Annotated in this window: 26 protein-coding genes; 4 read left to right on the top strand and 22 right to left on the bottom strand. The window is 41.8% G+C overall.

Going from position 1 to position 22,294, the window contains the following annotated elements:
• Positions 1-60 precede the first annotated feature (60 nt).
• The 4 genes from MST17_RS05975 to MST17_RS05960 all read left to right on the top strand — a co-directional run bounded on the left by MST17_RS05975 (position 61) and on the right by MST17_RS05960 (position 3,347).
• Positions 61-711: an SOS response-associated peptidase family protein gene (locus tag MST17_RS05975; protein WP_180026353.1), complete on the top strand. Its 651-nt coding sequence runs from the start codon at positions 61-63 to the stop codon at positions 709-711.
• Positions 712-802: 91 nt separating this feature from the next.
• On the top strand, positions 803-1,366 hold the full coding sequence (locus MST17_RS05970) for a LexA family transcriptional regulator (RefSeq protein ID WP_180026354.1): 564 nt from the start codon (positions 803-805) through the stop codon (positions 1,364-1,366).
• Positions 1,363-2,658 carry a Y-family DNA polymerase gene (locus tag MST17_RS05965; RefSeq protein ID WP_180026355.1) on the top strand — a complete coding sequence of 432 codons (1,296 nt, stop codon included), beginning with the start codon at positions 1,363-1,365 and terminating at the stop codon, positions 2,656-2,658. The genes MST17_RS05970 and MST17_RS05965 overlap by 4 nt, the downstream gene beginning before the upstream one ends.
• 35 nt (positions 2,659-2,693) lie before the next feature.
• Complete coding sequence (locus tag MST17_RS05960; RefSeq protein WP_180026356.1) at positions 2,694-3,347, top strand: hypothetical protein; 654 nt, start codon at positions 2,694-2,696, stop codon at positions 3,345-3,347.
• 141 nt (positions 3,348-3,488) lie between these two features.
• On the opposite strand, the gene MST17_RS05950 is transcribed toward MST17_RS05960, so the two are convergent.
• The 22 genes from MST17_RS05950 to MST17_RS05845 all read right to left on the bottom strand — a co-directional run bounded on the left by MST17_RS05950 (position 3,489) and on the right by MST17_RS05845 (position 22,291).
• A complete protein-coding gene (locus MST17_RS05950; protein WP_218949180.1) occupies positions 3,489-3,878 on the bottom strand; it encodes a hypothetical protein in 390 nt (129 codons plus the stop codon).
• Positions 3,860-4,369, bottom strand: a complete 510-nt coding sequence (locus tag MST17_RS05945) for a lysozyme (protein ID WP_180026357.1) — start codon at positions 4,367-4,369, stop codon at positions 3,860-3,862. The genes MST17_RS05950 and MST17_RS05945 overlap by 19 nt, the downstream gene beginning before the upstream one ends.
• A complete protein-coding gene (locus MST17_RS05940) occupies positions 4,353-4,610 on the bottom strand; it encodes a holin (RefSeq protein WP_180026358.1) in 258 nt (85 codons plus the stop codon). The genes MST17_RS05945 and MST17_RS05940 overlap by 17 nt, the downstream gene beginning before the upstream one ends.
• A gap of 59 nt (positions 4,611-4,669) precedes the next feature.
• The gene (locus MST17_RS05935; protein WP_180026359.1) at positions 4,670-4,903 is read right to left on the bottom strand and encodes a hypothetical protein; all 234 of its coding nucleotides are present in this window, start codon (positions 4,901-4,903) and stop codon (positions 4,670-4,672) included.
• Positions 4,896-6,926: a hypothetical protein gene (locus tag MST17_RS05930; RefSeq protein ID WP_180026360.1), complete on the bottom strand. Its 2,031-nt coding sequence runs from the start codon at positions 6,924-6,926 to the stop codon at positions 4,896-4,898. The genes MST17_RS05935 and MST17_RS05930 overlap by 8 nt, the downstream gene beginning before the upstream one ends.
• 13 nt (positions 6,927-6,939) lie before the next feature.
• On the bottom strand, positions 6,940-7,332 hold the full coding sequence (locus MST17_RS05925) for a hypothetical protein (RefSeq protein WP_180026361.1): 393 nt from the start codon (positions 7,330-7,332) through the stop codon (positions 6,940-6,942).
• Positions 7,329-7,589 carry a hypothetical protein gene (locus MST17_RS05920; protein ID WP_180026362.1) on the bottom strand — a complete coding sequence of 87 codons (261 nt, stop codon included), beginning with the start codon at positions 7,587-7,589 and terminating at the stop codon, positions 7,329-7,331. The genes MST17_RS05925 and MST17_RS05920 overlap by 4 nt, the downstream gene beginning before the upstream one ends.
• Positions 7,586-8,836 carry a hypothetical protein gene (locus MST17_RS05915; protein ID WP_180026363.1) on the bottom strand — a complete coding sequence of 417 codons (1,251 nt, stop codon included), beginning with the start codon at positions 8,834-8,836 and terminating at the stop codon, positions 7,586-7,588. The genes MST17_RS05920 and MST17_RS05915 overlap by 4 nt, the downstream gene beginning before the upstream one ends.
• A 53-nt stretch (positions 8,837-8,889) precedes the next feature.
• Positions 8,890-10,506, bottom strand: a complete 1,617-nt coding sequence (locus MST17_RS05910; protein ID WP_180026364.1) for a hypothetical protein — start codon at positions 10,504-10,506, stop codon at positions 8,890-8,892.
• A 9-nt stretch (positions 10,507-10,515) separates the two neighbouring features.
• Positions 10,516-12,483, bottom strand: coding sequence for a hypothetical protein (locus tag MST17_RS05905; RefSeq protein WP_180026365.1), 1,968 nt, complete (start codon positions 12,481-12,483; stop codon positions 10,516-10,518).
• Positions 12,483-12,887, bottom strand: a complete 405-nt coding sequence (locus tag MST17_RS05900) for a hypothetical protein (RefSeq protein WP_180026366.1) — start codon at positions 12,885-12,887, stop codon at positions 12,483-12,485. The genes MST17_RS05905 and MST17_RS05900 overlap by 1 nt, the downstream gene beginning before the upstream one ends.
• Positions 12,884-16,534 (bottom strand): tape measure protein, encoded by a 3,651-nt coding sequence (locus MST17_RS05895; RefSeq protein ID WP_180026367.1) that lies wholly within the window; start codon positions 16,532-16,534, stop codon positions 12,884-12,886. Before MST17_RS05895 ends, MST17_RS05900 begins: the two co-directional genes overlap by 4 nt.
• Before the next feature lie 89 nt (positions 16,535-16,623).
• On the bottom strand, positions 16,624-17,151 hold the full coding sequence (locus MST17_RS05890; protein ID WP_180026368.1) for a hypothetical protein: 528 nt from the start codon (positions 17,149-17,151) through the stop codon (positions 16,624-16,626).
• Between the two features lie 58 nt (positions 17,152-17,209).
• Positions 17,210-17,800 carry a hypothetical protein gene (locus tag MST17_RS05885; RefSeq protein WP_180026369.1) on the bottom strand — a complete coding sequence of 197 codons (591 nt, stop codon included), beginning with the start codon at positions 17,798-17,800 and terminating at the stop codon, positions 17,210-17,212.
• Between the two features lie 41 nt (positions 17,801-17,841).
• On the bottom strand, positions 17,842-18,360 hold the full coding sequence (locus MST17_RS05880) for a Rha family transcriptional regulator (RefSeq protein ID WP_180026370.1): 519 nt from the start codon (positions 18,358-18,360) through the stop codon (positions 17,842-17,844).
• Between the two features lie 212 nt (positions 18,361-18,572).
• Entirely contained in the window at positions 18,573-19,307 is a 735-nt protein-coding gene (locus MST17_RS05875; protein WP_180026371.1) for a hypothetical protein, read from the bottom strand.
• Positions 19,300-19,470, bottom strand: a complete 171-nt coding sequence (locus tag MST17_RS05870; protein WP_168377671.1) for a hypothetical protein — start codon at positions 19,468-19,470, stop codon at positions 19,300-19,302. The genes MST17_RS05875 and MST17_RS05870 overlap by 8 nt, the downstream gene beginning before the upstream one ends.
• A gap of 9 nt (positions 19,471-19,479) precedes the next feature.
• Positions 19,480-19,902: a hypothetical protein gene (locus MST17_RS05865; RefSeq protein ID WP_168377672.1), complete on the bottom strand. Its 423-nt coding sequence runs from the start codon at positions 19,900-19,902 to the stop codon at positions 19,480-19,482.
• Positions 19,877-20,392, bottom strand: a complete 516-nt coding sequence (locus tag MST17_RS05860; RefSeq protein ID WP_180026372.1) for a phage virion morphogenesis protein — start codon at positions 20,390-20,392, stop codon at positions 19,877-19,879. The genes MST17_RS05865 and MST17_RS05860 overlap by 26 nt, the downstream gene beginning before the upstream one ends.
• A 7-nt stretch (positions 20,393-20,399) precedes the next feature.
• Positions 20,400-20,840, bottom strand: coding sequence for a gp436 family protein (locus MST17_RS05855; RefSeq protein ID WP_180005170.1), 441 nt, complete (start codon positions 20,838-20,840; stop codon positions 20,400-20,402).
• A 7-nt stretch (positions 20,841-20,847) separates the two neighbouring features.
• Complete coding sequence (locus tag MST17_RS05850) at positions 20,848-21,204, bottom strand: hypothetical protein (RefSeq protein ID WP_180026373.1); 357 nt, start codon at positions 21,202-21,204, stop codon at positions 20,848-20,850.
• 10 nt (positions 21,205-21,214) lie between these two features.
• Positions 21,215-22,291 (bottom strand): major capsid protein, encoded by a 1,077-nt coding sequence (locus MST17_RS05845; RefSeq protein ID WP_078190824.1) that lies wholly within the window; start codon positions 22,289-22,291, stop codon positions 21,215-21,217.
• Positions 22,292-22,294 lie beyond the last annotated feature (3 nt).

The raw sequence follows: 22,294 nt of genomic DNA, 5'->3' as shown, positions 1-22,294 counted from the left end.
TTTTATTCTTTTGGGTTATTATTTGTGCAAGGATGATAATTAAAATGAAAGGAGAAGTCTATGTGCTCAAACTTTGAAGCGATAAAGCGTGACCGGGCTTTTCTATTAAATCTGCCAGAGCCAACTCAACTCGAATTCCCTGATGAAATTTTTCCTACCGATAACTCCCCTTTAGTTTTTAGCAATAAGGGTAATATTGAATGGCGCAGTGCGAAGTTTGGCATGATCCCTAAATGGGCCAAAGAGCTTAAATACGGCCGACATACATATAATGCTAGAACTGAGACCGTTGCTGAAAAGCCGAGTTTCAAGAACGCTTGGTATAAAAATCAGTTTGCCTTAATTCCAGTCGAAACTATATATGAGCCAAAGTATATCAACGGTAAACCGCACTGGTATGGTATAGCGCGCGAAGACGGAATGCCGTTTACCGTAGCTGCTATATATGAAAGTGCAATGATCAATGTAGAGCAGATCCGCTCAATGAGTATGTTGACGATAAACGCTGACAAACATCCTTTCATGAAACAGTTTCATGCCCCACAGGATGAAAAGCGCAGCATTATCGTTATACCTGAAGAATATAGAGAAGATTGGCTGAATACTAACTTTGAAGAAGCTCATGAATTTTTCTTTGATATGTCAGATGAGTTTGTAACTTTTCCTAAAAACCATTTATCTGAAACAAAGCCACAGCGCGACTTATTTTGACTTCTTATTGAATTTACTTAATTTTATAAATTTGAAATCTAATTGAGCAACTATTAAAATCTTGATATCTGTTACACCTATCAAGTTTATTATGTCTGAAATCATAACACACGGCGGCTTTAGAATTGGCGCTGGTCGAAAAAAATTAGAGCCAACAAAGGTTATTCGTGTGCCCGAATCTCGTATTATGGAGATTAAAGACTACCTCAACAAGCCTAAAAACGAAGCAGAAATTTCAAATATTCGTCAAATTGACCCAGTTACATATCTAGAAATTCCACTTGCTGTTGAACGTGTGCAAGCTGGTTTTCCTTCGCCTGCTCAAGATTATATCGATCAAAAAGTCGATCTTAATGAGCACTTAATTAAAAATGCAAATGCAACATTCATTGTTAAAGTTGATTCGCTTTCGATGCTTAATATCGGAATTGACATTAATGATGAGCTGATTGTCGATCGCAGTCTAGAAGCAAAGCATAGAGACGTTATTATCGCCTGCATTGATAACGAACTCACTGTTAAACGCTTAATGCTTGAAGGTGATAATCATTGGCTTAAAGCTGAAAACCCTAACTTTCCTGACATTCACTTTAATGAAGGTCAAATTATTGAGATTTGGGGCGTTGTAACAAGAGTAATTAAGAGCTTTCGATGAGTTCGCAAGATCGCATTATTGCGCTCATCGACATCAATAATTGCTATGTAAGTTGCGAGCGTCTATTCCAACCAAAATTAAGAAACCGCCCTGTCATCGTCCTTTCTAATAATGACGGTTGTGCTGTTGCACGTTCACAAGAAGCTAAAGATCTCGGTATTAAAATGGGTGTGCCATTATTCAAGATTAAAGACATTGTTGAGCAGCATAACGTACAGGTTCTTTCTAGCAACTACGCTGTATATGCTGAAATGAGTCGACGATTCGTAAATACAATTAAATGCTTTGTCAGCGAAAAGGATGTTGAACAATACTCTATTGATGAGACTTTTGTAGATTTCACGTCGTACACGAATCAGGATGTGAATCTAATCGCACAGAATATTAAAGAGGCGTTATGGAAATGGCTTGCACTTCCCGTTTGTGTTGGAATTGGTCGATCTAAGACTGAAGCGAAAATAGCAAACCATGTAGCAAAGAAGAATAAGCACTTTAATGGCATTTGCAATTTCGTCGAAATGGATCCATGCATTAAAGAATACGTGCTTAATGATATTGAAGTATCTGAAGTTTGGGGCGTTGGTCGAAAGCATTCTAAAAAATTAGAAATGATGGGCATTATATCCGTTTTAGATTTAGCTCTCACGAATCCGCAATATATTGAACAGCAATTTTCCGTTGTGATGAAAAGGACTGTACTTGAATTAACTGGTACTGCATGTATTGAGTTAGAACAAACTCCGCCAAGTAAGAAGCAGATCATCAGCTCTAAATCCTTTGGCCAACGAGTAACTGACTTAGATTCTTTAAAGGAAGCCATGAGTGCTTTTTTGCAATCAGCTGTTAAAAGACTGCGTGAGGATGGAAGTCTTTGCGGATGCGTCATTGCTTTTGCGCAATCAAATCCTTTTGATAAGGAGCGCCCTTTTTATAATAAGTCCGTGAGTATTGGATTTGCCGAACCCACTGACTCGGCTGCAGTCATGATAAAAGCGGTAATGAAGCGAATTGATGAGATATATAAAGAAGGAATTGAGTTTAAGAAATGCGGCGTGATATTGACAGGCATTGAGCCTAAAGCCTCCTACATTCATGACTTGCTAACAGATTTAGATGCCATTGAAGTGGATGAAAAACTGCAGGCGACTTTAGAAGATGTGAAGGAAAAATTCGGGGATAAGATTCTTGCGATTGGACCGTGTATGCTGCCAAATCGTAGATGGTCAATGAGTCGTAATCGATTGACGCAGAACTATTTTTCTGTAGAGGGGATGTTGACTATTAGGGATTAATTTCTTATAAACCCTTTATTTTTAGAATAATTACCATGGATATTAGGAAGAGTATTTATAACACTTTATGGATTACTACTGCGTTGAGTGTGACTATTATTGTGGTTTGTGCAATCGTTTCGGGTTGTAATGGTGAACAAAAGCCAATCTCCAATGCAATAACTTTGTATGGTAGTTATTTTGGCGGAATAGCTACCTTGGCTGCGGCTTATATAGCATCTTTACTATTTAACAAATGGCAAGATCAACATAATAAGAATATTGAATCCAGTTTAATTTTAAATATTGTGGAAAAATTTAATAACTTTGATGACAAGCTTTCATATTTTTATGGTCCTATTTCTAAAACTTATGATAGAGAAAAAATAGAAGCATCAGATCCTGTATTTATGAGCCTTAACGATAATAAATATGAAATTCTATTTGAGTTACAAATGCAGTTTCTGAAGGTGATTGACGCGATTGAAAAGTACAGCATTGTCGAAGGAAATTACGAGGACGTTCATGAAGATCTAAAAAAATATAAGTCTGACTTTAGGTACTTCTTAAAAAAATGTGAGGATGTAGATTACTCTAACGTGCAATCTTCAAGAGATACTTTATCTTTCCATTATGGTGAATTAGTTAAAGTATTAAGTTCTTTTGAGCAAATTTATATTAACGATTTGCTAATCAAATTAAAAGAATAATAAAACAGCCCTCACTTGAGGGCTTTTACAATTGCACCATGTCGCGCCTTGCAGTCATTGTATTTAGCAACCGTATCAACAGACCAAAGCATTAAAGCTTTACCCTGCCCGGACTCTAGTTGTTGCAGATCTGCGCATGACTCAAGGAGGTTTGCTGGCACCACTGGCGATAAGTGAGTTGAGTTGCTGCACGCCGTCGTCATCAAAGCAGTTGTTGCGAAAAATAGGCCGCTCAATGATTTTTTGAACTTCACGTGTGACTGTTTCTGTTTTAATGAGCTGTTCTGATTTAAGTGTTTCATAGTCTGCACTTACCTGATTGATTAGATTTTGTTTTTCAGCCAAAGCTTTAAGGTGCTTTTGCTCAATTTCTTGGATTTTTGCATTACATTGCTCATCTGCCTTGCGCAGTTTTCCTGCCAAGTGATTTGTATAAGTAATTTGCCCCAGCCATAAAACAAAAAAGACCGCAAATGCGATCCATGTTTTATATTTCCAAATTAGTAATGGCACTATTGAGCTCCTATGCATTTTTGATGACGCTCTAGTTGTCGAATCCATACGCCATAGCAATTGTTTAACCGAACTGAACAATCGCGTTTTGCTGCATATTTCCATTTCAACAATGAGTTACATGCCTGCACATACTTGCCTTGCTTTAAGTTGCGAAGCATTGAAGATTGCGACCATGCACCAGTTCCAAACTGATAAGTGAAGTCCATATATAGGTCATATTCAGTTTGTGAAAGCGGAACACCCAAGAGCGTTTTATTGAAATTTTTAGCATCTTTATTGATGTGAAATTTCAGATATTCCGTAGCCTGTTTAGGTGTGATTTTTGGATCGGTCATTTTTACTTTTTGACCGTTTGGGTACACCGTAGTGCCTGTACCAATAGTTGCCACGCCAACACTATCTTTATATGGAACTAAAACAGTACCTTCTTTGCTTTGCGTGTAATAAAGGCCAGTGGCACTTATAGCTGTGATCATTGTTACGATCAATTTAGTCTTGTTTGACATTGCATTCACCGTTTAATTTTCGCTTAGTGAGCTCGTGAATTTCTTTTTCGCGCTGATTTCGTTGCCATGAGAAATAAACATTAATGAGTAAGCCCAGCACGGCAACACCTATACCCACCCAACCCATCCAATCAATACCCATAAAAAAACCGGCAAAACTTGCTGCTCCACCAGTCACTGTTGCTTTTGATCCCAAAGCTGCAGCTGATGTTTCCGCCACCGCTGCTGTCGTTTCAGACATGTCACCCCCTAATTTTTAGGCATTAAAAAAGCACCTTTCGGTGCCATTGTTTAAATGATTCAGACTTCAATCTGACTGTGTTGACCTGATGGAGCTGGCCGTAAGATTTGTTGGTTTGAAATAAAAACACGTTGACCAATGTTGTATGTCGTACCACTTGTACAAAGTACTGGCCCCGATCCTCCATCAACTTGAACACGATACTCAGGATGATTTGCAGTAGTGATTGTTCCAATTAGCTCAACGTGTGTTGGATTCAGCAGTTTGCGAAGTTCAAATAAAGGATTACTCACGATGGATGCGCTCCAATTTGATGGATTCAGTCACTTTGCCATGACTGAACGAACCGCTCACCGAATCAATGACTCCCCACCACTGTCCGTGGAATGCCACGGTTTTACCCGGCAGCATTTCTCCAATTTCTTGAGCGACTGGCAAACCTGATAAAGTGTGAAATTCCTGTATATTGGCTTTGATCAACTCCATCTTGCCAAAGCTTGCACCCGACACGACATCAAACATTGGGCCACTCACAGCTTCAAGAGGAACATCACCTGCAGTATTGCGCTGTTTCACAGTCAGGCTGTCACCACTTCGACTGTTCACGACGTTAATGGCATTGAGGTCAGCAATATAATCCTTGTTCTGCTCAATGGTTTGTTGAATCACAATACTTTGTGAAATCAAAATATCGTAGTCGTCCACAGTCATTGCATCCCAATAGCCATTTTTATAACGAGGCAAGATTGAAAGCGTATTACCTGACTTTTGGCTGTAGATGAAACCACCACCAGCTTCGACCACTTGTTTGATTGCGTCCATCGGTGCAAGTTCTGCATAGCTCAGACTCTCAACCGGCACGATCCAGCCGACGTCATCAATCAACTTCCAGTCCAATTCAGTACCGGATTGAGCTCGATCAATTTCTGCTTGCACGAGCTGCACAGAGGTTCGCTCATTATCTTGGATAAATGATCGTTTATTGGCGTAATCCGCTGCATTCAGCGCTGTGACACTTCGACCATCGTAGGTATAAGATTTATTCGCAAACTTAATCGTTTCTGTTTCAGTCTCAAGTAACACATGATGTTCAAAGCCATTGATGATTAATTTTAAAATCACCGGTTGCTCATTTAGCGGCTGCAGTTTTTCTTTCTCCGTATGTGCCACGGTAATTGAATAAGACCAACACCATGTACTACGGCTACAATTATAAGTTCCGTTAATGACTTTAATCGGTTCAGCATTATCTAAGCGTTCAGCACTTAAATTATTCACGATATACCACCATTTTGGATTATTCAGCTGCGGAATATATTGTTTTGCACATTTGTCTTCATCAAAGTTGAGCACGATATTAAAGCGACTCACTTTTTTTGATGGACAACAAAAATTTAAATGAACTGGCTGCCGTTTAGGCTTTTGGTCGGGCTTTGGCCAAGGTTGGACTGGATGTTTTCTGTAGTGAATGGACTTGGCTTTATCCCATGGCAAATCAGACTTGGTGACAATCTCAAGCCCCTTATCCCACTCGAACGAAAAGCGCTTTTCGAATTGCTTAGCGAGTTCATGTGAATAAGTGAATTGCTTGCGCCTGCGAATCATTTCTTGCCATCTTGATTCACGATTGTGACGTAGCTTGATCGATTCTTCATGTACGTAAAGCTGGTGAATAAATCGAGTCTCTCCTTGCTCCCAAACCATGTAAGCATCAGAATTCAAACCAGTGGTTTGCTCATGCGTAGATCTAACAGCATGATTCAATGAGCCGGCTTGTTCAAACCGAACATCCACTTGGTTAGAAAGCACTAAACTCCGCTCATAAAAAAGAGCCTCATTTGAGACTCTTAATATTGGCTTAGCCCACGGTATTTCCATAACGCTTAAACATGCAAGCGCCTTTTGGTACTGCGTATTAAAGCCATATGACACGCCCACCAAGTGATTGATATCAAATAGTGCTTCAAATTGTGCTGTCAAACTAGTTTGAATTACAGTATCAATTGCACCGTACTGATCAATCCGGACAGCCTTAAATTCAGCAATAAAACTATTCTGAACAATTACAACGAGTTGCGAAAACTGACCTGATACAACATTAAATTCAGCATAAAAGCCCGTATTAATCTGTGCATCTAGTACATCATTACTATAGCTCTCAGCATTAAATTCAACAGCAATTACTGTGCTAACAATCGCATTGAGTGATGCGATATTCTGATCATCAGCGCCAAATTCAAGATTAGTCGAACCCGTGGCAGGCTCTTTAAAGTTAAGGTTTACCTGGTGTCTATTTGGTGGAATATAGTTCGACACATGCCCACCTCATTTATATTGATGGTCGTAAAATCAGTGAGTTCATCATTAAGGTGCTACCGATTACCAGATTTGGATTTGCCAATGCAATATCAGTTCCAACCTCAAAATCAGCAACCGCTTTTCCTTCACCATTGAAAAGACGAGCCCAAATGGCAATGCCTGCTTGCGTTACTGTACCTGCATCTGTTTGATGAAGCTCAATATTGTCTAGATTGAGATTTTTAAAACATGGCTTGGGAAGGGTTAAAACGACTAGTTTCGCGGCTTCATCTCCCACAACAGCTAATGATGTTGGCTTTTCGTCACTGTAAAAAATAAAGGTAGCATTTGCGCTACCTTGATCTATGTAATTTGCCAATGCTTGCAGTTGAGCAAGTCCGGCTTCTAAAGAAGTTTGGATCATTTCACGTTATCCTGTGCAACAATGTTGTATTCCTTCTTAGGATCCAAGGCGATGATGTAATTTGAACCATTTCTCACCCCTAAGAGAATGTAATTGCCATTTGATTTTGAAGTAGTTTCATTTAGCAATTCCCCTGTGCTTCGGTTATAAACGCGCACTCTGCATGAAATCGGAACGCCCTGTTTTAGAGTCTTACCCTGGATTAAAAGTTCTGCCTTTTCAGCTTTGGCCAATTTGAACCTTCTATCAATCTTCATAGCTCACCTAAACTAAACACAAATGCTCCAAAGCTGTTACCTTGAGCAACTTTTTTAAGCACAAAGCACTCATCATCTTCCATAAATGTATGTAGATCTGCATACTCTAAATGACTTGACTGCATGCTATAAAGCAGAGGCAAAGCACCCATGAATGCATTGTTAGACGAATGTAGCATAACTTTACTAAAGTGAATTCCTGGTTCTAGAGAGTTAAAGCTCATTATTCCTGAGCGCATTAGTGTTTGGCTAGTTATTTTGTCTGGCAAATAATATTGTGGGTAAGCTGTTAAATCCTGACTATAAACACCGGTGTTTGTTGTCATGGTGATGGTTGATGAAGCCCACGCATAACGCAACGGGTTGACGTTAAAGAAGAAATCTGAAGCACCGGCAGTAGTATTTCGCTGATGGGCGAGTAAGAATGGTACACGAAAACCTTTTTTCTCTGTTACACAAAAACCATAAACGTATGTAGCAATATATTTGTTTGCATGTGAATTACTGACTGGTGTGCTAACTAAATAAAATGAAGATTCATCACCAATAACCATCCACTCTTTTTCATTGTTTGCCGGAGAAGTAGAGTCAGCAATTTGTGATGTTGGGGCGTTCTCAGATACAGCGTGGTACCATTTCGCCCAACCGTTCACTGCCGATGTGCCTGAACCAGTACCAATCCAATTCTTATTCGGGTTGCTAGCATCGTAAGGGACCTGATTGGCACTAAAATCGTCGATGTGGGAACAACTCTCCAAGATCCCCACCTTGGCAAATTTCGCATAATTAGTGTTGTAAACAGGATCGAGACTGTCATCTACCCGAAGATAAAAAGAATTAGCCTCAGTGTTCTTAGCTCTATAGACTGCCTTATTTTCACCACTAAAAACCTTGGTCCAGCCCAATGGGGCAACTTTGCATGAAATACTACCGGTGGCAAGCTGGTCTGCAGCATCAACAACAAATTCAATAGTATTCGCTGTTAGTCCGAATACTTTAAATTCACCGTTCAACGCAGCTTCATTTGCTCCAGAAATTTCAACCACTTGAAACTGTTTAAAATTATGAGCACCTCCAAATGTTGCAATACCAATACCATTCTCAACAACAAGACTGGAGATAACTTGCGAGCCAAACCCTGTTACAAGACACGCATCTAACACATCAACCAAGCAGCCCCATGTATTAGTAAACTGCGGCGCATTGGTATTATCAAAGCTAAACCACTTAATATCGGTATTTGCCATTTTATTTACCCATAAAAAAAGACCGCATAAAGCGGCCATATTTGATTTAAATTCTAAACAGCGCGGTCAATGTCGCCGCGCAACATGATTTGGAATGAATCCGAAATTACTGCAGGTTCTGACTGCTTCACCGTACGAATGACCCAAACTGGGAAATTACAAGCAATCGTATTAAATCGAAGAACGTTGCCATTCGCCCAACCACTACCCCAACCTTCTTTTTTAATCACAAAGTAAGGAGCGCCTGTCACAGGGTTTATCGGACTAAAGTCAGTATTAATGGTTCCTGTTGCAATCTGCCCCGTATATTCCCCCACACACTTAAAGTTTGTCCCATCCGTAAACTGGATATACCAACGTTCTTGAATTGCGCCTTTATTCGTGACTTGAATTGGGTAAAGCGCATCATTGTAATTCGCACTGATCAAAGCTCCAGTCGGCTCATCTAACCATTGATTTGACCATGCTTGCTGCACGAATTTCTTGGTATAACGCGCTTGCATATCATTAATGACCAATGCAGAGCCTACGATCGTATTGTCGGCCTCATAGTTATGCGTCAAAGGCTTGGTAAAAGTGACTTGGCCATTAATTTGCGCATCACGGATCTGCCCCATATCTTGATAACGATACTTGGCAACCAATGGCTCAACCAAACTTGCCAAAACAAAATCACCACCCAATGTCACGCGACCATAATCATAATCTACGGTGTATAAGTCATAACTAACTTTCACGCCGTTTGCATCCTCAAGCTCACACCACGCAATACGTTGATCATTTAAGTCGTACGTCGTACCAGCAATCGCACTTGGTAATGCTTGTGACTTAGTTGAGCTGACAATACCAATACCACCGACTCGAAAGATTGGCACACGGCCATCGATGGGTAGGCGCGTGGCAGACAAACCCAGTAATTCAGAATCAATCGGCAGATAGGTATAAGCAATCGCGTTATAGCGAACACTTGAAGCATCCACCCACACGGGTAAATTAATATAGGTCTTACCTGCTTCTTCATATTCAAGCAGTGGATCGTACCAATCATGTGCTTCTAACTCCGCACGATTATCAACTGTAACTTCGGTCTTGATGTAGAAATAAATCTGCACAAAACCATTATCCCAATTCACCAGGCCATGAGCACGGGATGTCTCAATCACCCCGTTCTCATCGGCAGTCAGTGTGAGTTGGCCATACTCAAGCGTTCCAACAACGACCGTAAGCGATTGCACTCGCAGCGGAATTACCGGTGTGCGAAAGGCAATCTTATTGACCGGTGGTAGATCTGTTGTTGTGGTCAATGACTGCAATTGAATCGTGTTATCGGCATTCGGCGTCCAGCTATCAATTTCGATAACGCCGGTACCATACTGGATGACACCTGACTGAATACCGGAGTTGTTGGCAGGATCCACATTGCGATACAGCAAACCAGAGCGGTCTAAAAAGGTATCGCTCCCAACCTTGAAACGGGCCGAACCCGTTAGGATTTGCTCATCAAAACCTGAGGACAAGTCTAGTTTTAGTTTATCTGCAGTCATCGTATGTGTAGATGAATTTGAACCTGACGTGTCGCGGTACTTTACTTTCACATCAGCAGTATTGAATGCCTTTAAAGTAATTTCTTCGCCAACAATACTTGATGTTTGTGGACTATAAAAAGCCATTGAAATCCCCTAAGCGGTACCATAAGTAACTGCTGCTTCAAATTTAGTAATAAATTGCTTGTAAACCGTTTCTGGTGTGACTTCGCATAAGCCAGTTGAGTAGTTGATACTGCCTTGCACTTCACCACGAGTGTTGACTAAATTCCCCGATGAACTAGTCACCGGTACATCCGTCAGCAATACATTGGTTTCAAAATTTCCTGTCTCAGTAGATACAGGTATTTCCAGCTCAACACTGTTGGGTTGAATCGCCGATCCCGTTCCAATTGTGAATACGAGTTTTTGGTTAGCATCAGGCACCACATCATTCTTTGTTTGTGAAAGTGAAGTACCGAAGTTATAGATCACATTAAAAGTTGTCGATTTCTGCGGCAATTTGTTAGGTATAATTTTGCCTTTGCCTGAAGCATAATTTATTGAACCTTCAGCATCACCAGTGAATCTTCCTTGAGCATTGGATGTTGCCGTTTTGGCTTCCCCTTCAAGCAACCAATTAATCGTCACGCCCGGTAACACCCCTAGATGTCCTAGATCAAACTCAAAGGCAGCTTTTTCAACACTCAAATTTGAGCGTACAAAAGTCACAATCGGTGTACCCCAATTCAGTAGAATCACGCTATCCACATCAGGCAATGCACCTGCAGTTAAAAGCCATGATCCTGTCTCGTAATTGATCATCCCCGACCCAAAAGAACTGTTTGCCGCTTTTAGCTGACCAGATCCATCATCCTTGAGCTCGTAAAACTTACCCTGAGCCATGTAAGAAATAGACAATGCACCGGGTGCAGGGATCGGAATCAATACGCCCGACCAGTTAGTACTTTGATTGTTTTGAGTCACTGAAATAGCACTGCTTTGGAAATACTGATTCGGTGCGGCAGCGGGTTTAAAAGTAATGCTTAAACTCATAGTGCCGGTTGGTGCAGCAGAGGTCCATTTCACTAGACCTCGCTGATAGTCGATCGTACCAACCTGCGTACCAAGCGAGTTCTTGAGCAATCCACCTTGGTCAGTAATGGATTGGCCTTGCATGGTAAATGACACAGAACTTGGCATGACTGCAGAACCGATATATAGGTTTTGGCTTTCACTCACGACTTGCGATGCATAGTTCACTGTAATCAATCCATCACTGCCCGGCACCAACACAACACTTTCACCTGCAGCATTGACATCAATGATCGGTGTTTCACTTTGAGCGGATGGAATCAATTGAGTAAACATTGAATCCGCATTAACCGTGTATTCACCCACGGTTGCATCAGATGCCAATTGAGTAGATGAGTAATACAAACCGGTGTCTGCTACAAGCGTATCGCGAATGATTGTTTTTGATGCAGCTCCTGCATACCACTGACGTGCCGATAAGCCTACAAAGTCACGCTCCAAAGGATCATTGATTTGATAAGTCGCTACCTTGTATTCAACAGTTTTTTGATCAACCACCATCACTGCTGTGCGGGTCTCAACCTTAGTAATCCGCACATATTGTTCAAATTGAAGTGCTTTTCCTTCATCTGAAATCAACACGATCGTGTCACCCACGCTAGATTCGGTTTCTTGTGGAAACATCACGACTTGCAATGAAGACATTCCTTGCCAATGGGTATCGAGAGGTGTGCCAGCAATTTGGCCACCTTTGGCCAGATAGTTTTCAACTCGGTTTTGTGCGGCCTGGCGCTCATCGGTCCAAGACTCGGTACTAAACAATAATGCTGAGACGTTTGGATCCTCGGGAAGCTCAGATACAAATACTGTGGCACCCATAAGTAAGTCGGTGTCATTCGTGGTCACAGCCGGAAAGATCTTTCGCATCGATACATCGCCGACGGTACGATCTAACTCAGAGATGTCGTTAAACAGATTATTACTCAAACCATCTACAACAATCTGACCGTTATATTTCCCACCACCATCAGCATTATCGGTGTCACGCTCAGCGTGATAGATCACTAAATCTTTGGTTTCAATTGGCATTACTCACTCCAAAATCTGAGCGTTAAATTCATAGGATCATTCAGAGATACTGGCGGGATTCCTTTCACGGCAGTGGCTTCTAAAGCACCGTCAATATGATTAAAAACCACGTTAAATTTCCGTGTGTCATGCGCCCACTCAAACTGCAATTCAAATTGCTCATTCAGTACCGACCAGGCCTGCAACTTACGAACGACACTTAACGAAGTCCACCCCATTCCACTGTCAGCAGGCTCTAAAGTGATTGGCTGACCTGAAAGCTTGGTGCCCTCTTGAATAATCGGCGTACCATCCATGGCATATTCCAAAGATTGCTCTTTGGCCTTCCAGCTAAATTCATCAGACCAAAAAAAACCGTCTTCAATTGAGACGGTTTCTGATGTTGAGATGCGTTTTATTTTCACGATGCCTTACTCACTTTTCCTAGCGTTGCCAAAATTTCTGATAACGCGTCCTTATTACTCGCATCTGTTTGAACATCTACAGATTTGCCATTAGCCTCAATGCGAATAGTGGTTTGAGGTTCAGATTTAGCCGCACCTGACATAGCCTTAGTCGACACATTATTAGGCGCATATTGCTGCATACGCTCTAATTCTCGATTCACTTGCTCCACGTTGCTTAAGCCACCAAAGAATCCAAAGCCTGACGACTTGTAGCCATTTACGCCCTTGGTGCCTTCATAGATATCCTTGGCATGCTGTTTAGCAGCTGCATCTGAATATCCCATGGCTTTAAGCTCAGCTTCGATATCCCCGGCATTTTTAGCCATCTTGCCTTTGGTACCTTTTCGAGTCTCATGCATACCACTTGATGCTGCACTAACCGCTTCTTCCCATGCGCTTTTAACAGAATCCGCTTCATCTCGACCAGTTTGGCCAAGGTTACGGAATCCATCTTCAGCGACAGACGTGGCATTCTTTACCTTGTGCATTGTCTGTTCAAGGTTAGACATTGATACAACCGAGGCTTTACCTGTTTCGTCAACCTGAATCTTCAAACCCAGTGAAGCTGCTTTAGAATTTGCAGCAGCAATTGCTTGTGCATCTCCAGATGCATAAGCTAAACGAATAGTTTCTTCATAGGCTTTCTGGAGATCTTCTTGTGTCGCTTGCCCACTCTTGCGGACAAGCTCAAAGTCAGCCAAAGCCAATTGTGCTGCAAGCTTAAGCTGCTCTTTGGTTTTAATACCAAGTCGCTCAAAAGCTTTTCCAGTTTCATCCAAATCATCGGATAGTTCGGAGTTTGCCCGTTTTATTGCAATGATGCCTAACTCGACCTGCTTGGTTGAAAACACCCCTTGCGCTTCAAACTCGCGCATTTTGGCATTAGCTGCATCAATTTCAGCCTGACTTTTGGCTGTTTCTAGCCATTTTAACCAGGCCTGGTATGTTACATCGCCAGCTTGCTTACCAGTAATTCCTGCTTCACTCAGTCGATTTCTAAACTCCTCTAACTCATTTCCGGAACTCGAAAATGATTTAGAAACATTGTTCAATGAAACATCAAGATCAACACCAAATAGTTTTGCCGCGGCTGAAGCTCTTGAGTACGCAGATTCAGCAACTTGACCAGAACCAGTTAAAGCATTATTGAGTTCAGCAATACGGATATCGCGGTTATTCTTAAGCTCAATTTCCTTAGCGTTAATAGCATCTATTGATGCTTGTGCTGAAGCTAATGCGTTTAAGTCACCGGTCTTTTTTGCCTCCTCGATCTGCTTATCCAGTAAAACTCGCTCAGCAGCAGCTTGTTTTTGGTAGGCAAGCAATTCTTCGTCAGCTTTTTTAACATTCTCCTTAGCAAGCTTAAGTGCTTCTTCCTTTACTCTGGCATTTTCTGCTGCCTGCGCTGCGCTTTCACCTGCCTGAACAGATACCTTGCCAGCTTCATCAATGGTTACGATGTAGCCTTTGGTTAATAGATCGGCTTGCATCACGCCATCCATTACACCGCCATTGGCGGCAATGGCAGCTTCTGCAGTTGCCTGCGCTGATGCTAATAAATCGCTATCCAGTTTTGCTTTGGCTGTGGCATGTTCTTTTTCACGAGCTTCCAGTTCATTGGATTTCTGAAGGATTGAATCAATGGTGGACTGGTTGCCGTCCTTGCGAGCCTGATTGAGCTGTGCATCAATTGCTGCACGCTCATCTGCCAATGACTTGGATTTTTGAGCAAAGTCCTCGTTTTGTTTGGTTAATTCAGCAAAAGTCTCTTTGTTTTTTGAGAGGGTTTCAGCATTTTTTTCGTCTTGAGTTTGCGCAGCTTCCTCCATGCGCTTCAAGCCTTTCGACTCAAATGCCATTGCATCCTTATCAGCTTCAGCATAATACTGCTTTGCTTTGTTTTTCATAACATCAGCATTGGCAGCGAATTGTTTACTGACATCACCCCATGTGACTGCCGCTAAGACACTATTCGCAGCTGATGCTAAGTCGAAGAATGCTCCTGCTAGAAGATTTACACCAATTTTTATTGCAGCAGCGCCGTCAGCGATAAAGCCAAAAGTGATAGATAGCCCTTGAAGTACTCGCTCTAGGAAACTAACCTGCTCTCCTGCTGCTGTTGCCCCACCTGTAAATGATGAAAGGACAGCCAAAGCATTGGTAATTGATGTTCCTAAAATATCAACAAGCGTTTTGCCGAGATCAAATAAAGTTGATACAACATCCTTAATTGCATCATAAGCACTTGTTAGAGCAGATTTAAGGCTTTCAAATATAGATACATCAATAAATGAAAGCTGATCACCCATCCAAACAAAACCAGTGCCAACATCATTAAGTATTGTTTCAACCACACCCATATTGTCAGCAAGTGTCACAAGCCATTGCGCTACAGTTGCTGATGCGCCGTTCGCCTGATCCATGGTGCCGATCAAGATTTGCCATTGTGTAGAAATACGCTGTAATGCATTCCCAATGGTTGTCGGGAATTTAGCGTAATCAGCCTCAATCGCTGCTGACTGATCCTGTAAAGCTTTAATTACCTTCTCAGCCGATAACTGGCCCTCTCCTGCCATTGCACGCAGCTCACCAGTGGTAACACCTAGAGACTTGGCTAATGCTGTTGAAATGCCTGGAGCTTGCTCCATGATCGAGTTGAACTCATCACCACGAAGTACGCCAGATTGCAGAGCCTGAGTTAATTGCACAATTGCGGCTTCACTCGCTTGCGCTGATCCACCACCTGTTTGGATGGCCATGTTAATGGTCTTGACCAGATCTAAGCTTTGCTGCTGAGTCATCCCCATTTGCTTGCCAACATCATTCACTTTCGTAAACAAGCCAGCAGTTGAATCTAGACTGGTATTTGTTGCCAACGCTACTTGGTGCACACCCGCCATGGCTTGCTGAAAATTACCACCTTCACTGGTGGCGATATTGATACGTGCTGAAAGATTAGTATAAGCATCTGCTGTTTCGGCTAGTTCACGAATGCCCAGGCCAACACCAATGGCAGCCATAGCACCAACAAGAGCTGTATACCCAGTCTTAAGACCAGCAATACCTTTCTGGGCGGTTTGAGCAGCATTATCAGTTTCTTTTAAATTATTATTTGCCCTGCCAACTTCAGCGTGAAAATTATTAAATGCTTGGTCTGCTTGCTGAACTTCTTTTTCAAGTTGATCGACTTGTCGTTGTGCAACTTCAATATCGGCTGGTGATGCATTTGTTTTTGAGAATGCCTCTAAATTTCGCTTAGCTTCAGTCAAGTCGCTTTTTAATTGGCCTAAAGCTTTTTCAGCCTTATTCCCAAAATCAGAAAAATTACCTGCTGTGGATTTAGCATTATCCCCCGCATCCTGAATGATTCCAGTTGCAGCTGTTAGAGATTGAGTTAATTTATCAGCTAATTCAGTCGTGCCCTTTGGGATGATATTTCCAACTTGGCTAGATGCTGCTTCTGAAGCCTGTTTAATTTTCTTTGATTCAGACTTAATTGAATCAAAAAGTCTTTTCGTTACATCTTCCGATTGCTTTGCAGCGGATACCAAACCTTTGCTATCGCCATCAAGTATAAGTTTAAACGTTAGATTTTTACCGGACATGGCGACCTCTTTCTTTAGGCATAAAAAAAGCCCACGGAAGTGAGCTGTTCAAATTTGGTAATAAAATCCACCCGAAGGCACTTTTTATCTTATGGACATTTCTTATCCCAAAGAATATCCATCATTTTAGGATTGTATAAACCATCCTTCTCATCTTCGATTGACACGGTGTCAAAATCAGCATCATAAATAAAACGACGATAACCAATATATCCGCCAACTTTGTTTTTAGCGTTTATTTCCCCGCAATTCCCTTTAATATTTCTAAATTTCGCAGCTTCTGGATCGAATAGCCCAACCCTTGCCTTATCTTCAATAAATTTAATCTCTTGAGTTAATTTATCTTGTTTAGCTTGCTCATACTCTTTCGCTCTTTTTTCTCCATTCAGCCTTTCCTGTTCTACTTTCAAGGCTTTTGTCTTTTCCAGCTCAGCTTGTCGTTGAGCGGATAATTGGAGGGCTTTCGCCTCATCAACTTTCTCTTGCTCCAGCTTCTGCTGATGTGCAACTTCAGCTTGCTTCAGACGTTCGATATCAGCCTTATTGCTCTGATTAACGAAGTAAAACAACCCGCCAACAATCAAAACAACCACAGCGATCAAAACTTTTAAGTTCACCCCAACACCCTCAATATTTTATTATTGAGCACATATTAAGTGAAAACCGTAACTTACATCAATGTTTACTTAGCTCATCTTGGAACGCTGTAAATCCTTTTTTATCTGCATGGTGCGCTGCCCGAATGATATTTGAATCAAACTTGCCTCGGTTTCGTTGATACTTTTCAGCCGCTTTTAAGTAGCCAATAAAAGCCCCATAGGTCATTTGCAGAATATCTTCATGACGATGACCATAAGCTATCAAGTACTGGAATGAATCAAACCAAGTTTGTTCAACACCACCTTTCTTCTTACGAATTTTAGGGCCTGGCTTAACGTCTTCATTGAAATATGCACCATTTACTTCGATCACATGTTTAAGAAGATGGCTAAACTCCAAAGGATCTGATTCAGCGAGATCTAAAAGTATCTTTACATCAGTGCTTGTACACATTGAGCAAAGTTGAAATACATGAGCGCCATAATCTTTTACCAGGCCTGCGCCGATTAAATCTGAATAATCACTTTGCTTTAAGCTGTCACGAATAACTGATGCAATCGGTGACCAGATATCAAAGTTTTGCATCTGCAGCTGCTTCACTTCCACATCATTGCCAAGCACCTTAATTGTGATCGAGCGGCTATTCGCTAAAAAGAAATCATTCATGATTGAATCTCAAAAAAGCCACCCGTAGGTGGCATAGATTGTTAATCGAAAAGACATGGTTGAATTTGTCGATCTACATTTGCTATCGCTGTTTGCAAGGTGTCTCGCTGTTTCTTCCACTCAGAAAGGCCTTTTCCGCATGCACTTGCGATATCTTTTTCGCATTCAAGTTTTGCATTTAAGGCCTCGCGCTTCTGAACAAGTGAGAAGTAATCAGTCTGCAATAAGGCGCGAGCTTCAAAGAACGCCTTTACCAATGCTTTTTTAAATTCACGAACTTTGGGGCTGTTTCGCATATACGTTAAGAGTAAAGTTGCTTGCTGCTCGTTGAGCACCGCATACTGTAAAGAGTGGCCATAACCACCTTGTGGAAGTGGTGCACCCATCCGCATTTCAAATGCCAATGGGCCAAACTCATCAAAGTCTGACTTATAACTTCTCACCAATTGAATTACAGACTTATGCTGAATACCTAGACCTAGGGCTATTTGTAGTGTGGTTGTTTTGGGAACCCCATTATCAACTTCAACAATTTTTAAAACTTCAATTTTTGCATTCATGTATAACTCCTTGAGTTGAGTGTGAACCTATCTATCGAATGCACTTGGAATAATAGACAGGCATTAAAAAAGCCGACTTGTTAGGCCGGCTTCGCTTTGAAAAATATAGATTCTTGTCAAGGGTTTCGTAAAACCCTACAGGGGGTCACCTAAAACACAGGCACAAAAAAAGACGCTTATGCGCCCATGTATTTCTTTGTGCCTGAATAGGTTTAAGCTTTCGGAATTGTCACAACATGGCCATATAGACCAAGTGTTTCATCTGATCCTTTGCTGACATCTGATAAAGCCTGACCTGAAATTTCATACTGGCCAAGTTCTTCGTGAATCAATGGGAAAGTGGTTTCTGGTGATTTTTTGGTGCGCCATAAGCGAACAGCCATATTGTCGCCAGTTGCAGTGTTAATCCCTTTAAAGAACAGCTCATATTCTTTATTGAAATCACTCGCAATGGTGGTATGACTTACAGCACCAGTGGTGTACGTGGCGGTGACCGGCTCAGTAATCGCCTCTTTAAAGATGACAGTACCAAATACAGCATCTAAGTCATATTTGCTTTCATCCACTGCTGTAGAACCAGCTTTAAACGAAACTGTTGTAAGGCTATAACCATTTAATTTAATTTCTTCACCGACTTTCACGGTACCCAGCGCTTGATCTGTCACTGTATCGCTAGCAACATCGGATTTCATGCCAGACAGAATGTACTGAAGATTTGCTTCATCCACTTCTTCAAGTTGCCCCGAGAAGTTAACACCGGTGGTCTTTGTCAGCACAAAGTCTGTTGTACGCTGACCGGATGTGCTTTCTGTGTGCTCAACCTGATCAGTTGTAATTTCAAGCTCAAATTCAGGCACGTTACCAATATGGCGCATCGCACCTGCAACACCATTTGCAATCTCAGATAAATAGAATTTACCTTGGAGTGAAATATAATTTTTAGCCATCGGTTTTTACCTCTTTAGCGGGTTTATTTGGAGCAGATGGCTTCACTTCTTCAATGATTTTATCTGCGAGTAATTTGCTGATTTGATTCTCTGTCAGCCCACCAACAATATCGCCGGCAGAAAAACGCCCGACGGGTTGCCGGGCTTTATATTGTTTTGCCATGAATGGCTCCTAAATAAATTTTTGTGATTCAAAGATAATAGTGATGTATGCAAACCCGGGGCTATAGCCATCACGAACCGAAATCAGATCTAATTCATTGCGAGAAGATTGCGGCTTCCAACCTGAAAGAAGCTGAATTACTTTTTCAGTTAAAAGCCCTGCTTCATCGCTAACTGCTCGACCATCATTCTTCTGTGACTGGGCATTGCGACACGCCACAGTCACCGCCCACTGCTGACCAATCTGATTAATCCCGCCTTTACCTGCGCTTGCTTTCTTGTCTATGCGTACAAAGTTGATATGCGCCGATGGAGTGACCTGCGACATTTCTGTGACCACTACTGAATTTAGCGGGGTATAAATCTGCTTAAATTCTGAAATTTCTTTCAGTTTTTCTGCAATCTCATCACGTACCGCGAAGAAGGTACTCATCAATAAAACTTCCTACGATATTTAGGATCATTTCTTCATCTGCAGAATTGATACCTAATTGTGTCCTTGGAGGATTAACCACCTGTTTTACTTTTCTGTATTGACCACCAACAGCAAAGGTAATGTATTGGCTTGTCTTTGGCAGAATCGTAGCACCGAAGTGCAGGTATGGCGCATAAAAGACGTTCGTACCTACCTCAACACCATTCGAAAGAACGTTGTATGTGTAAGAATTCATCAAACGACCAGTATCACGTAGCGTTTGACCACCTTGCATGCCCTCTCGTCCCTGCAAGCTTGCACGCCAAGACATCTTCCATGGATTACCATCAACATCAAACCCACCAATGAATCTTTTTTGAACACTGGTTGTTAATGCCAGGCCAATATCTTCATAAAGTCGAGCTTTTTCAGCATCAATATCCAGCAATTGAGTCATTACCGCCTCAATTGCTGAACTATTTGAATCAATCTTGATTGCAAACGCCATAATTGCCTCACTTGATGCTAGGCATCATATTTAAGACATCGTCACCAAATACCCCACCACGATAAGTACTACCGATAGGTAAAGTACTTGGCTTCTTTGTAGGCTCATCATCAATAATCTCGTCCGACTCCTCAGACTGGATCTGTAAATGTGCCTTGTTTTCAGCCACGCGCTTTAAGAATGAGATTGCATCCTCATAGCGCTTTCGGACTTCTTCAGTTGGTTGCTGGAAATACAAGCGATAGCGTGCAATATCACATGCCATGCGTTTTAAGTTGCTTGGCACATTTGGCAACGGCAAAGAATAACGGCCACCTATGTGACCGTTAATTTCCTCTGTCGCGTCCTGAATGGCATCATCTACAGCGGTGACATTGGGTAGCATCATTAACAGTTGTTCTAGCTCATCACCAAATCGCACCACCAAGTCAGATTTAGTCGCATACATGGATCACCTACTTGGCTTCTGTAGCAGCCTTTTTCGCTTCGGCAGCTGCTTTTTTCAGGGCAGCGTCAGATGCAGCCAATGCTTTTTCAAGCTCTGCAACCTTCGCTTTAAGCTCACCATTTTCCTGATCCGATTTGACCTTTTCATCAGTCATCAGCTTATTTGCTGCAATAAGATCAGTATTGGCTTTTTCCAGTTCAACTAAGCGTGCGGCTGAACCATCAGCCTTAGGTTCTTCTGGAGCCTTTTCTTCTTCAATCGCTCCAGATGCTAAAAGGGCCTGAAGTTGTTTAGCTTCAAGCCCTGTGATTTCTTGGCCTGGACGAAAAGGTCCAAGTGACTGCTTTGCAATGTACTTCGTCATAATAATTTCCTTATACGAACCCGCGACCGCCTACCAGGCCATTCTTATTGTTTGGAATCGCCAGTGGAGATGATTCAGCAAGCATTTGAATGCTTGAAGGGTTCTTTTCTTGCCATTGGCTTAGATAGAACTCTAGAGCCTGACCAAAAGCCTCTACGTTTTGGATAGCACAGTGAGCGATCCAACCATTAGCATCAGAGATCAGTCCAAAGAAGTCTTCCGGAATAAAACGATCCGGTGTACCGCCACCAATACTGTGTTGAACGTCATACGTCCAAATTTCAATGTTGTCGACCGTACCACGGAACTGCGGTTTATCCATCTGATCAAAGGTTGGAGTCAAAGGAACACTAATACCCGCATATGGTGCAATGAACTTCTCTTTAAACTCTGGATCTTTAATTAAAGTGTTGTACACCTTAGATGTTGTAAGTGCCATTGTTGGAGAAGTACCTGAATGTTCTACTGATAGATCAATCATGGTCTGGATATCTTTTACTGGTGTAGCACCCGCTTGCCCCCATTTGATCAATGGAGCAAATGTACAAGCTGCATTACGCTCATAATCTACTTCATACATTGGGAAGTCAGCAGAAGCGAATGTTGTCTTGCCATATAGCAAAACATCACGGGCGATCAGCAACTTTCGGTTTTCAATCGATTGACGTAAATATAAAGCCTTTTGCGCTTGGTCAATCAGCAATAGATCAGCATCACTTAAACGGTTTGAACCTGTGGCAATCACACCAAATTTACGCAGTTGAGTGATTAGCGCAGTATTTTGCACATCACTTGGAAATACCGTCATCATCGGCTTTAAATATGCCGGCTTAACGAATTTAACGTTACCAGACTCACCGACTTTAATTTGGCGACCAGCTGCTGTAGGCGTTACAAATGGTGCAAGCGGTGTCGCTGTATTTAGTTCACCCACTGGTACTTCTTTTTTGGTATACGACACACGCTGCGGGAAAAAGCGATCCATTAACCACGTGTCTACCTTCTGAGTGGTATCCGTTAATAACACCAACTGAGGTACATCCAGTAGTTCAACCGGAGCGTTCTGAAATGTAAAAGTTTGACTCATTGA

The organism is Acinetobacter sp. YH16056_T, from assembly GCF_024605895.1.
Lineage (GTDB): Bacteria > Pseudomonadota > Gammaproteobacteria > Pseudomonadales > Moraxellaceae > Acinetobacter > Acinetobacter amyesii.
This window is presented reverse-complemented; position numbering and strand designations above follow the sequence as displayed.